The 13588-nt window shown below is 45.9% G+C and carries 8 protein-coding genes; 6 read left to right on the top strand and 2 right to left on the bottom strand.

What is annotated here, in order from left to right; all coding sequences use genetic code 11:
• Positions 1 to 40: 40 nt before the first annotated feature.
• The gene (locus BLW34_RS11350; RefSeq protein WP_090579611.1) at positions 41 to 3478 is read right to left on the bottom strand and encodes an acyl-[ACP]--phospholipid O-acyltransferase; all 3438 of its coding nucleotides are present in this window, start codon (positions 3476 to 3478) and stop codon (positions 41 to 43) included.
• 287 nt (positions 3479 to 3765) lie between these two features.
• On the opposite strand from BLW34_RS11350, the gene BLW34_RS11345 reads away from it, so the two are divergent.
• The 3 genes from BLW34_RS11345 to BLW34_RS11335 all read left to right on the top strand — a co-directional run bounded on the left by BLW34_RS11345 (position 3766) and on the right by BLW34_RS11335 (position 9502).
• A complete protein-coding gene (locus BLW34_RS11345; protein ID WP_090579608.1) occupies positions 3766 to 6630 on the top strand; it encodes a ribonucleoside-diphosphate reductase subunit alpha in 2865 nt (954 codons plus the stop codon).
• 46 nt (positions 6631 to 6676) lie between these two features.
• A complete protein-coding gene (locus BLW34_RS11340) occupies positions 6677 to 7864 on the top strand; it encodes a ribonucleotide-diphosphate reductase subunit beta (RefSeq protein ID WP_090579605.1) in 1188 nt (395 codons plus the stop codon).
• 258 nt (positions 7865 to 8122) lie between these two features.
• Positions 8123 to 9502, top strand: coding sequence for a transglycosylase SLT domain-containing protein (locus BLW34_RS11335; protein WP_090579602.1), 1380 nt, complete (start codon positions 8123 to 8125; stop codon positions 9500 to 9502).
• 21 nt (positions 9503 to 9523) lie between these two features.
• Here the strand turns inward: BLW34_RS11335 and BLW34_RS11330 are convergent, their stop codons facing one another.
• Entirely contained in the window at positions 9524 to 10987 is a 1464-nt protein-coding gene (locus BLW34_RS11330) for a M17 family metallopeptidase (protein WP_090579599.1), read from the bottom strand.
• A 96-nt stretch (positions 10988 to 11083) separates the two neighbouring features.
• Here BLW34_RS11330 and BLW34_RS11325 point away from each other — a divergent pair, with 96 nt between their 5' ends.
• From BLW34_RS11325 to BLW34_RS11315, 3 genes are all read left to right on the top strand, one after another.
• On the top strand, positions 11084 to 11878 hold the full coding sequence (locus BLW34_RS11325; RefSeq protein ID WP_090579596.1) for a thymidylate synthase: 795 nt from the start codon (positions 11084 to 11086) through the stop codon (positions 11876 to 11878).
• Entirely contained in the window at positions 11875 to 12378 is a 504-nt protein-coding gene (locus BLW34_RS11320; protein ID WP_090579593.1) for a dihydrofolate reductase, read from the top strand. Before BLW34_RS11325 ends, BLW34_RS11320 begins: the two co-directional genes overlap by 4 nt.
• Positions 12379 to 12898: 520 nt before the next feature.
• Entirely contained in the window at positions 12899 to 13339 is a 441-nt protein-coding gene (locus BLW34_RS11315) for a hypothetical protein (protein ID WP_090579590.1), read from the top strand.
• Positions 13340 to 13588 lie beyond the last annotated feature (249 nt).

Raw genomic sequence — 13588 nt, 5'->3', positions numbered from 1 at the left:
TTATGGATATCAGAAAGATCAAAACCTGGAAGTGCACAGATTAAAGGTTTGCCGTCTGTTGCAGAACCCAATCGTGAAGGGTGACATAATCTGTTTTTCCAGTGCCCAGAATAGGCATTTCATTGATTACTAAAATAGTTTTGGGGATACTCAACTCTCCAATTCCCTGTTCCTGAACATAGCTAATCAAGTCGTTTCGATTGGCGGTGGGATCGGTCGTAATGAGAACCAACCGTTCTCCTTTTTTTGCATCGGGAATCTGCACCACGGCATGAACATAATCGGGCCAGAGTTTGCTGACATACTCTTCTACCGCAGCTAAAGAAACCATTTCACCCCCGATTTTGGCGAAACGCTTGGCGCGACCTTTAATAAATATATAGCCTTCATTATCTATTTCGACGATATCGCCCGTGTCATACCAGCTGTTAAGTAGTGGCGTAACCTGCCCAGGTGAGTCGATCAGATAATACCCTTTCATGACATTAGGAGCGGAGACTAGTAACTTACCGCCATTTTTAATGCCAGGAACTTTTTCCAACTGGTAGCTAATCCCCGGCAGCATGCGACCTACCGATCCTGCTCGGTTGTGCATGGGGGTATTGATACTCAGGATGGGTGCTGTTTCAGTAGCGCCATATCCTTCGAAAATACGGACGCCGAAATTTTCGGACCATGTTCTACGCGTACTTTCCCTTAATTTTTCTGCACCTGCGAATACATATCGAAGACTGTAAAAATCATAGGGATTAGCATGACGTGCATAGCCAGCCAGGAAGGTATCGGTACCAAATAGAAGTGTGGCATTGGTGTCATATACCAGTTCTGGAATAGCCCGATAATGCAGTGGTGAAGAATAAAAAAATGTTTTTATTCCGGATAAAACGGGTAAGAGCATGCCGCCTGTCAGACCAAATGAATGAAAAATCGGTAACGCATTGAATACGATATCCGTTGGACCAAAATCGATAAGGGATGACACCTGGAAGCGGTTCGCCTGTAAATTGATGTGACTAAGCACTACGCCTTTAGGAGTCCCTTCAGAGCCAGAAGTAAATAAAACCACCGCCGGAGCATTGGGGTCCTGTGAGGGACTGGTGACGCGATAAGTAAGCCGCGGAATCCATCCAGCTAAGAATCCTGCGAACTTGTTCCACCAGTGAAGGTGTTTGCGAATATCTTCCAGGTAAAGAAGCGCAACATGTTGCGCTTGCAATCCATCGATCATTTCAGTAAGTTTCCCATCTTCAATGAACTGTCTGGACGTGATGACCGATTTGATTTGTGCCAGTTGACATGCGTCCACCAGATTCTTTTTGCTGGCGGAGAAATTTAACATGGCGGGGGTGCGGCCAAAGGCTTGTAAGGCAAAGAAACTGATCAGCGTGCCGGTCATGTTAGGCAATAACACTCCCACGTTTTCTCCTGCCCGCGTAAGCTTTCGTAGATTGTTCCCTAGAATAAAACTGCGGGTGATTAACTGAGAGTAGGTCAATGTCATGCGTTTGATATCTTCAGCGACGATATGTCTTTTACCATGAATGGTGGTTGCATCCAGAAGGGACTGAAATAAGGTTTGCTTGAGTTCATTGCTTTGAAACATCATGGTTGTCATGATGTCGTAAAGCTTGATTCCGGCTAGACGTCTTCGTTGCTTTCCGTAGATTTGCGGCGGCAGATCAAATGATTCAGGTGGCATGCAGGTAAGGGTGATTTTGGGGAACCAGCGAATCCGAATTTTACCTTTCAGTCTGGAGAAAGGGGTGTATTGAGCACCTGAAATTCTGATCGGGAGGAGTAGCGCGCCAGATTTATCGGCAATGATGGCAGGACCTTCATAAACTTTCATGAGTGATCCGGTTAGCGTCAGCCTGCCCTCTGGAAAAATGACGACTCTCTGACCACTTTTTACTTTATTAATCAATAGCCGGGTAGACATCGGGTTAGCAGGGTCGATTGTGACGGTGTCGGCCAGAAATAGAAATGGCCTAATCCACCATCGTCGTGCGATGTGTGTATTGATGGCAAAACACAGTGGCTCAGGGATGCCAATGCTTAGCAGGATGGCATCCAGGAATGATAGGTGATTGGCAATGATGATCGTTTTTCCCCCTGCTTTCTGATAGTTTTCCAGTCCTTTGACTTCCAGTCGGTAGAAAGTATGAAAAATTCCTTGCAGAATCGATCTGACCAGTGCTTGCGGCAACAGGCTAGCGATGTAGATTGCCACGAGACCATTCAGAATCGCGATGGTAAGAAAAACTTGAGCCACGGTGAAATCGCTGGCCAGCATCAAGCCGATGCCTAGGGCTGATACCACCATGAATAATGCATTCATGATGTTATTGCCAGCAATGACACGTGATAGGTGAGAGGTTTCTGAGTAACGCTGAACAATGGCATAAAGTGGGACAACATAGATGCCACCGCAAATGGAAATGGCCAGTAGATCCAGCAAGATACGCCAATGTGCCAATGAATTCAGAAAGGCGACTGCACCGATCAGCTCACCTTCTCTTGGGGGAAGGATATTTTCACTGGCAAAAAACAAGTCAATAGTAAAAATGGTCATGCTCAGAATACTCAGCGGCGTATACGTTGCCGCAATTTCGCTTTTCAGCAACTTATTGCAAAACAGCGAGCCAATGCCAATACCGACGGAGAAAACGACTAGAAACAGCGTGACAATTTGTTCATTGCCGCCAATGATCTCTTTCGCAAAAACAGGAAACTGAGATAAAAAGGTTGCACCAAACAGCCAGAACCATGAGATGCCCACTATTGAGCGGAATAGGATGGTGTTCTGACGGATGTGCTGCAGGATAGCGCCTGTCTCGTATAACAGGTTATAGCCGACTTTAATCTCTGGTGATGCCGGTTTGGCTGGTGGAATGAATAGACTGAATAACCAGCCAGTGAATGCGGTGATGATGGCCAATGTTGAAATAATGGCGGTGCCATTTTCAGCCAGAATGAGCAGACCCCCTAGCATCGTGCCGAACAGTATCGCTAAGAATGTGCCTGCTTCAATCAGGGCATTGCCGCCAATCAACTCATTCTCATGGAGGTGGTCTGGCAGAATGCCATATTTGAGTGGTCCAAAAAATGCTGATTGGGCTCCCATTAAAAAAAGAATGCACAGCAGAAAAGTTGTACTCCCCAGAAAGAAGCCTGCTGCTGCTGCGCTCATCAGCAGGATTTCTATGAATTTGATGATTCTGATCAGCTTTGCTTTGTTCCATTTATCTGCAAGCTGACCTGCGGTGGCAGAAAAAAGAAAGAAAGGCAGGATGAAGATGCCAGCCGCAAGGGTCACCATGATTTGTGGACTGAGGCCTGCGCTATCCATCGCTGTATAGGTAATCAGGATGACGAGTGCATTCTTGAAAGCATTGTCATTCAGTGCCCCCAGGAACTGGGTGAGAAAAAGAGGCAGAAAACGTTTACTGGTAAGCAGGTGCCATTGACTTTGGTGCATGAAGAAAATCCGTGATAATTAATAATTAGTCGTTCGTAGTTTCTCATAACATGACCCATCTTGTAATCCGAACAAAATAGGAATACCGATAGATTAATCGCTTTTCTAATTATTGATTTTTATCAACTGGTTAATAAGAAAAGAATATTTTTCAATGCAGAAAAGTATTTCGTTTTTCCAAAAGCTAGTACAATAGGCACACTATGATCCATGGCCTGCTACTACAGGTAGTATGGTCATACTAATTTGCCTGTATTTTTGCATCCATAAACAAGGAGAAGTCGACTATGCAACTTACGGCCGACAGTGCAAACTTAAACCCTGTCCTTCAAAGTGGTTTTCCAGAAATTCCAGTTTCACCCGGCTCGCAATATGCTCAATATAAAGTGATTCGTCGTAACGGTGCGGTGGTTGCGTTTGAGCCCAGCAAGATTTCTGTTGCGATGACCAAAGCCTTTATCGCGGTGGAAGGCGGGCAAGGCGCTGCGTCTGCACGGGTACGTGAGGTGGTGGCGCATTTGACTCAGGATGTGGTGGGCGCGCTGACGCGACGCCAGCCCGAAGGGGGCACATTTCATATCGAGGATATTCAGGATCAGGTAGAACTGGCGTTGATGCGTTCGGGCGAACACGATGTGGCTCGCTCCTATGTACTGTATCGCGAGGAGCGAGCGCGTGAACGGGCAAAGCAGCAAGAAAAGCTGACTGCCGAGAAACAGGTCCACGTTTTACATGTGGTAGAAAATGGTCACAGAATTCCTCTGGATGTTGCGCGACTGGCAGCGTTGGTGGATGCGGCTTGTATCGGTCTTGGCGAGGCGGTGAATAGCGCATTGATTCTTAAATCAACGCTAAAAGATTTATACGATGGGGTGCCGGCGGAAGAGGTAAGGAAATCGATTATTCTATCGGCGCGTTCATTGATAGAAAAAGACCCGGCATATAGTTACGTTACGGCGAGACTGTTGCTACATACTATCCGCTTTGAGGTGCTGGGAGAGGATGTGACGCATAACGAGATGAAATCTCGTTATGCGGAATATTTTCCAGGCTTTATCAAGCGAGGTATCGAGGTTGGATTATTGGATGAGCGTCTGGCCCAGTTTGACTTGAGCCGTTTGGCAGAGGTGCTGGATGCAGATCGTGATATGCAGTTTGGTTATCTTGGTTTGCAGACCCTCTATGATCGTTATTTTCTCCATGTCAACGAAAAACGTATCGAGCTGCCGCAGGCCTTTTTCATGCGGGTGGCCATGGGGCTGGCGCTCAATGAAATTGATCGTGAGGCGCGTACCATAGAGTTCTATCAGGTATTATCCAAATTTGATTTCATGAGCTCGACGCCGACATTATTCAATTCGGGTACGTGCCGTCCGCAGCTGTCTTCGTGCTATCTGACCACCGTGTCGGATAGTTTGGATAGTATCTATGAAGCGATTAAGGAAAACGCCTTGCTTTCAAAGTTTGCAGGTGGGCTGGGCAATGACTGGACACCCGTCCGGGCGATGGGATCACGTATCAAGGGAACCAATGGCAAATCACAGGGCGTCGTTCCTTTCCTCAAAGTAGTGTCTGACACCGCTGTAGCGGTTAATCAGGGCGGTAAACGTAAGGGAGCGGTATGCGCTTATCTGGAGTGCTGGCACCTTGATGTCGAGGAGTTTCTTGAACTTCGCAAAAATACCGGTGATGATCGTCGTCGTACGCATGATATGAATACGGCGATCTGGGTGCCCGATTTGTTCATGAAACGGGTAATGGAGGGGGAGGACTGGACACTGTTTTCGCCCTCTGATGTGCCGGATCTCCATGACAAGTACGGCAAGGTATTTGAGCAAGCTTATCTCACATACGAGAAAAAAGCGGCGGAGGGTGAAATTGCCCTACATAGGAAGATTCCTGCTCAGCAATTGTGGCGGAAAATGCTGACCATGCTGTTCGAGACAGGACATCCATGGATTACCTTCAAGGATCCTTGCAATATACGCTCACCCCAGAATCATGTCGGGGTGGTGCATAGCTCCAATCTCTGTACTGAGATTACCTTGAATACCAATGAACAAGAGATCGCTGTCTGCAATCTGGGATCAATCAATTTGCCGGCGCACGTCAACGATGGCAAGCTTGATATGGGTAAGCTCAAGCATACGATCAGCACGGCGATGCGGATGCTTGATAACGTCATCGATATTAATTTCTATGCAGTTGCTAAAGCGCGTAATGCCAATCTGAGGCACCGGCCAGTTGGGCTTGGCATCATGGGATTCCAGGACTGTTTATATAAGCTGGGTATTCCCTATTCTTCAGAAGAAGCGGTGGAGTTTGCAGATCGATCAATGGAGGCTATTGCGTACTATGCTTATTGGTCTTCCACCGAATTAGCGGAAGAGCGTGGCTGTTACGCTTCCTATCGTGGCAGTTTATGGGATCGCGGGATTTTGCCGCAGGATACCCTCGAGCTATTACGTGAAGAGCGCGGCAATTTTGTTGAGGTGGATACTTCAGCTGCTCTTCAGTGGGATAAACTTCGTGCGCGTATCAAGAAGCACGGCATGAGAAATTCAAATTGTCTAGCCATTGCGCCTACTGCTACGATTTCAAATATCGTCGGCATTTCAGCGAGCATCGAGCCCACTTATCAGAATCTTTACGTTAAATCCAATTTGTCTGGAGAGTTTACCATCGCCAATAAATGGCTGGTCAATGATCTGAAGCAACGCGATCTATGGGACGAGGTGATGATTGCGGATCTCAAGTATTACGATGGTGCGATCGGCAAAATAGACAGAATACCTGCAAGCATGCGGGACATGTATGCGACCGCATTCGAAATGGATCCTCGCTGGTTGGTTGAGGCGGCAGCGAGACGGCAGAAATGGATCGATCAGGCGCAATCCCTCAATATTTATATGGCCGGTGTTTCTGGAAAGAAGCTCGATGAGCTTTATAAGCTTGCTTGGCTGCGGGGACTCAAGACAACCTACTATTTGCGCTCATTAGGCGCAACGACAGCAGAAAAGTCTACGGTATATACTGGCGCACTCAATGCCGTGCCAGCCAGTGGCGGTGTAACCGCGGCAAACGCTCAACAAGTGACAGCAGAAATCAAGTATTGCGCGATTGATGATCCTGGATGTGAATCATGCCAATGATAATTAATGTATGAATGCAACTATATAAGAATAAGGAGTGGCAATAATGTTGACATTTGATGATGAATCCCTGCAACCAGAAAGTATCCGGAAGAAAGATCTATTGAGCGGAATGTTAAATGATGATTCGATCTTGTATTCTCCTGCTGCAAGCAATACAACAAAGGATAGCGCCCGCATTGATACATCGAATGAGAGTTCAATGGAGGATGCCCATCGTCGCATTTCTGTAGAAGATAAGCGCATTATCAATTGCAAGGCAGATGTCAATCAACTGGTCCCGTTCAAATATAAATGGGCGTGGGAGAAATATCTGTCAGCTTGCGCCAATCACTGGATGCCTCAGGAAATCAACATGAGCCGTGATATCGCGCTTTGGAAAGATCCGAATGGATTGACTGAAGATGAGCGTCGTCTGATCAAGCGTAATCTTGGTTTTTTTGTAACAGCCGATTCATTGGCAGCAAATAATATTGTGCTCGGTACTTATCGCCACATTACTAATCCGGAATGTCGTCAATATCTTTTGCGACAGGCTTTCGAGGAAGCCATTCATACCCATGCCTATCAATATATCGTTGAATCACTGGGGTTGAATGAAGGTGAGATTTTTAATGCTTATCATGAGATCGAATCAATTCGCGATAAGGATGAATTTCTGATTCCTTTCATCGATACCTTGACGGATCCAAAATTTAAAACAGGCACATTGGAATCTGATCAGCAATTACTAAAAAGTTTGATTGTGTTTGCGTGCATTATGGAAGGATTGTTTTTCTATGTAGGGTTTACGCAGATTCTGGCGCTGGGAAGGCAGAATAAAATGATGGGGGCTGCCGAACAGTATCAGTATATTTTGCGTGATGAGTCCATGCACTGTAATTTTGGTATTGATGTCATCAATCAGATCAAGTTGGAAAATCCTCATCTCTGGACAAGAGAGTTTCGTGAAGAAATTGGTGCTTTGATGCAGAAAGCCGTCGAGCTCGAATATCGCTATGCTGAAGATACGATGCCACGAGGCGTATTGGGCTTGAATGCATCGATGTTCAAGGAATATTTGCGCTTTATTGCAAATCGCCGCTGTCAGCAAATTGGTCTCGATATTCTGTTTCCAGACGCAAGCAATCCATTTCCCTGGATGTCGGAAATGATTGATCTAAAAAAAGAAAAGAATTTCTTTGAGACACGTGTCATTGAGTACCAGACTGGTGGTGTTTTGAGTTGGGAGTAGCGTTAACAGCAAAATCTCTTTTATTTTCTGGATCGTTCTTTTGAAGTTCAATACCCTATAAGTTAGGGGTTCATTAACAATTTAGGAGTTTTAGGAGTAAATGCGAAAGCAATGATGTAGCAACTTGCCTGCAGAATATAACGGTTACGTTATCTGACTAATAGTCGGCGGAGGTCGAGTCGTAAGTCATGCAGGCATGATCGAATCTGAATTTTCAGAGATATCGATCATTTTGAAAATTAAGGATGCAACACACTCATGCTAGAAACAAAGAACATACCAAATCTGATATTAGTACTTATAGCCAGTATGATATTGGCTTTCTTACCAACTGCGGCAGAAGCGCAGGGAACTTTAGAAAATAATAAAAACCGCTCTACCTCAGTAATAAAGAGGGATTCTGCCAGTTCAGATAAGCATTTGGATGATTTATGGGCACGTATACGCGGTGGTTTTGCCGTTGCTGGTATGCGCAGTCAGGAAGTACGCCATAACGAAAACCATTTTACGCGTCATCAAAAATATATTGATCGCATCGTTGAGCGAAGCAGGCGCTATTTGTTTCATATTGTGGAAGAAGTGGAGCGGCGTGGCATGCCCACTGAGATTGCGCTTATTCCTATTGTAGAAAGCGCGTTTGATCCAGCAGCCTATTCTCACCGCCATGCTTCGGGTCTTTGGCAGCTTATTCCTTCTACCGGTAAAGCATTCGGCCTTGAACAAAACTGGTGGTATGATGAGCGTCGCGATGTTGTTGCGGCGACACGAGCTGCCTTGGACTATCTGCAGAAGCTTTATAAAATGTTTGGTGATTGGAAATTGACGTTGGCTGCATACAACTGTGGGGAGGGCGTGCTAAAAAGATCCATAGATGAAAATCATAAGGAGAATGATGGTATTAACTTTCGTGACCTTGAATTACCCAATGAAACGAGAAATCATGTTGCGAAACTCATTGCCGTAAGGAATATTATTGCTAATCCAGAAAATTTCGGTGTCAAGCTTAAACCTCTTCCTAATCGACCTTATTTCAAGCAAGTTGAAATTACTCAACATATCGATGTGAAACTGGCAGCCGAGCTTGCAGGGGTGCCAGAAAAAGAATTCACCGCACTTAATCCGGCATACCATAGGCCTATTATCAGAATTGATGACTCGCCCCGTACACTTTTGTTACCGGTCAATAAGGCGAAAACCTTCATAGCCAATCTTGAGAATTACGATGAATCGCTTGTTTCATGGCGTGTTTATAAGGTAAAGGAAGGAGAAACAATCGAGGACTTATCCAGTAGATACGCGATTAATGTGGCTGAGCTTGCCGAGATCAATGGTATTTCCATAAATGATACCCTGAAAAAGAGACAAACTTTATTAGTACCTCGTAGCAAAAATAGAACCAGGGAAAATGATTATCTAGCACAAGATAACAATCAGCATAACACTAATTCGTTATTGAATGACTCAATTATCTATATAGTCAAGAAGGGTGATACTTTAGACGATATAGCCAAACGATATGGTATTGATATAAAAGAAATCAAATCATGGAATGGTAATAGCGAGCGCCTTTCCATTGGTCAGGAACTTACCCTCAGACTGAGTAACTCAAATAGAATCCGTTTAGCTGGAAATTCTTAGAAGCAAGGTCAATTTTATCAATCAGCTTGTAAGAAATTTTTGTAGGAACGCCATCGCCCAGGCAACGCCAAAACCCGTAATATCTGTCCCAACAGCACCGAGACCGCCTTTATGATTGCATGCGGAGAGATCCATGTGCAGCCAGGGCACATCATTGACAAATTGACTGAGGAAACGGGCTGCAAGAATATGATCATAGTCGCTATCCAGCAGGCATTGTTTGATATCAGCAATTTTGCTTTCAAGGTCGACTTCGTAATCAGTGTCCATAGGAAAAGCACAAACGCGTTCACCACTTGATTTTCCAACAGTCAGCGCCTTCTGGATCAGATGCTCGCGATTACTGAAGATACCGCTATAACGCGATCCCAGTGCGGTATAAAGACTGCCTGTTAAGGTTGCAAAATCGATAATCAGGTCAGGCTTTTGTTTTTCTGCCAAAGTCAGGGTATCAGCCAGTACCAGGCGGCCTTCCGCATCCGTATGGATAATTTCTATCGTTGTGCCATTTAATGCAGTAATGACATCATTCTGCTTGTAAGCGCGCGGGCTGATATGATTTTGTGCAATTGCTAGCCAGCAATCGATATTGACGGGTAGATCAGCCCGAGTAGCCGCCAATAAAACGCCCAGAGCGACCGCCGAGCCGTTCATGTCTTCATGCATGCCATGCATGAAGCGTGCGGGTTTTAAATTATGCCCGCCGGTATCGAAGCAAATACCTTTACCGACGAGTGCGATCGTTTTACTCGGTTTTTTGCCGGCATGCCGCTGTAAATGCACGATAGCGGCATCTTCCGTGTCACTACCTTGCGCTACCGCAACAAATGCACCCGCACCCAGTTTCCGTAGTATTGATAAATCATATTCTTCATGTTTCCAATTTTCATTGATTGCGAGTTTTTCGATTTGCTCCCGATAGGTTTTGGGCGTTAGCTCATTGGGTGGCAATCCAGTCAGTCCGCGGGCGAGCAGATTTCCTTCTGCTTGTGCGCGTAACGGTAAGAAATGATCGGGGTCTTCGTGCCCATGGAGAATGATCGACTCGAGTGGTTTTCTGTCAGGCTTAAGTTTACGTACCGGTAAAACTGCGCCATTGATCCAGGAGACGTATACTGCTAATTTTGCCAAGATCTGTTTTTGGTGCGCATTGCCATGAACCGACACATGGATCTGGGCAGGCCCTTCTTCCAATAATAAGTGCAAGGCTTTGCGAACATAGGTGTGCTGCTCAAATATAGATTTATTTAAATCCACCATTGCCCAGGTACAAAGCGCACCATTTTGTAAATTGGCGCAGACAGGTGTCTCACTAATCTGGTATACCTGCATCTCACGCCGAAGGAGCAACGCTTTGAGTGCATATTCGCCAGGCAGATTAATTTTGCTGGGCAGTTTTTCTAGCTTGGGAAGGAGCGCCAGAATGTGTGTGGTTTTAACAGATTCATCGAGAGGTGAGTTATTTTGTAAAAGTGTTGCAAGCATTAGAGTTCCTGCCAGTATAGTTGGCGCTATTATATCTGCTATCCTAGTGATGTTTAGCATGGTTTTTTATTACTGCCTTATTTTTATTCATTACGCATGCATCAATATCTTGAATTTATGCAATATGTGCTTCAGCATGGCCATCAAAAATCGGATCGTACCGGAACTGGTACGCTGTCTGTTTTTGGCTATCAGATGCGCTTTGATCTGGGACAGGGTTTCCCGCTGGTAACGACCAAGAAATGCCACATCAAATCGATTATTCATGAGTTGTTATGGTTTCTGCGTGGCGACACCAACATTACCTATCTCAAGGAAAATGGTGTTTCCATCTGGGATGAATGGGCCGGCCTGAACGGTGATTTGGGTCCTATTTATGGTCATCAATGGCGCTCCTGGTCAAGCCCGGAGGGGAATTCAATTGATCAAATCTCACAGGTCATCGAACAAATCAGGAAAACGCCTGATTCGAGGCGGCTGATTGTTTCTGCCTGGAATGTCCATGATCTGGACAAAATGAAACTGGCCCCTTGCCATGTGCTGTTTCAGTTTTATGTCGCCGATGGCAGGCTTTCTTGTCAACTTTACCAGCGTAGTGCGGATATTTTCCTGGGTGTTCCTTTCAATATCGCATCTTATGCATTACTGACCCTGATGATTGCGCAAGTTTGTGATTTAAAACCAGGTGATTTTGTGCACTCGTTTGGCGATGCGCATGTCTATCTAAATCATCTTGAGCAGGCCCGGGAGCAGTTAGGGCGTGAGCCCAGAAAGCTTCCGGCAATGAGGCTTAATCTATCGGTCCGAAATATTTTTGATTTTAAATATGAAGATTTTATGCTGGATAATTACGATCCCCATCCAGCCATTAAAGCACCGGTTGCAGTATGAACTTGCCGCGCTTATCCATTTTGGCTGCAATGGCCAGCAATCACGTCATTGGCCGGAATAACGCCTTGCCCTGGCATCTATCGGCGGATCTCAAGCGCTTCAAATCGCTTACCATGGGTCAGATCATCATCATGGGACGGAAAACCTATGAATCGATTGGCAGGCCGTTGCCAGGGCGGATCAACCTGATTGTTAGCAGACAATCAGGTTTTTCGGTTTCAGGCGCGACAGTAATAGGCTCAGTTGAAGAGGCGTTGGCTGCCTGCTCGCCTTATCAGGATAAGGAAATATTTATTATTGGCGGAGCGGAGCTGTATCAGCAAACATTAATGCGTTGCCAGCGCCTTTATCTAACCGAAATCCAGAAAGAGTTCGAAGGAGACGCCTTTTTTCCAGAATTTAACCGACACGACTGGTATGAATCTTCACGCGAAAAACATACTTTAGAAGAAAGTGGATTGGAATACCATTTTGTGGTGCTCGATCGCAAACCTGCGTAGGTGGGCAAACATTTTCACATTTCATCGTTTGTCCACATTTGCTGATAAAAGTGGTAGGCAGAAAAACGCCGCCCATCCTATTCGGCTTTTGCCAATCTTATGCCAAATCAATTTCGGAATTTTTTTCTTCTAGACTATAAAATTCAGATCCACCCTTTCTTTGCTTTCCTACGTGTTTGCACGTATTTATTTGTCACCTATTTTTCGATATCTTTTTGAGCCGATAAAAGCATGCGCAAGGTTATGCATGGATGTGGTTGGAACGGTCAAGTTTGGTCTTACTGATTTATCGCTTCTGAAGTGCTTAGCTTGCTCTTTTCCGATCAGCTTTCTGTGTTTACCTTAAGCTGTACTGAATAGTTACAAGCAATCAATAACGAATGGGATGGACACAAATGAACACTCCAGTCAAAAAATCCGCTGATCCTGAAGAGAGCGCAGGCGGCTCATGCCTGCTTTCCCTGATGTCCGCTAAGACTCCTTCGCAGGGAACGCAGCGCAACCCGTCTCTTGGTTCCGCTTGCTGACATTCATTGCGCTCCCACTCTTCAGCGCCTTGCTGGCTTCCAGCGCTGATGCCGAACTGACACGGAATTTCATCGTGGGCGTGAATGGTTGTGATAACGCCGCAACCCAGCAGCTGTGCACGCCGGTTCTCCCGAAAGATCCGGTCCTGCCTGTTGGCAGTGTTGCGCTCCTGGACTTGCTGCTGCTCGGCGGCAATCCGGACGACTTGGTGCAGGCCAACTTTTGCCCGCCAGATCCAATTTTTCCGACCGACCCGATCCGGTTGGCCTGCTGGGACGGCGCGCTCTGGTCGCCGGTCTTTAACAGTGATGGTGCTCCAGCCGCGTATGCGAGCACGACCAACAGTTTCCCGCTCGACTTCACCGTCACTAGCACGCCGAAGGTCACCGAGCTCAACGGCCGGTCTTCGCGATTGTGGCGTCTTATGGGTTGATCGGCTTCGAGCCGCCGGTGGATAATGACGCCATCAATGTCGTGACTGCCGGGCGTGATATGTGTTGTTTTGGGTAACTGTAGGCAAGGCTTTATTGAGTAAGCCAAATCATTTAAAGGAGCTGGCCATGATAATAGATACACGAATCAATACTTAGTCGGCCCTGCAAAATTCACCCGGCTGCTAATATAGATTTAGCATGCCGAGTATTCACATCAACAGTCAGAAGTTCGCTCCTGATAGAATTGA

Origin of the sequence: Nitrosomonas sp. Nm58, assembly GCF_900107335.1 — a bacterium.
In the GTDB taxonomy this organism is placed as follows: Bacteria; Pseudomonadota; Gammaproteobacteria; order Burkholderiales; family Nitrosomonadaceae; genus Nitrosomonas.
Note: the sequence above shows the minus strand (reverse complement) of the source record. Positions and strands in the feature narration are given on the sequence as shown.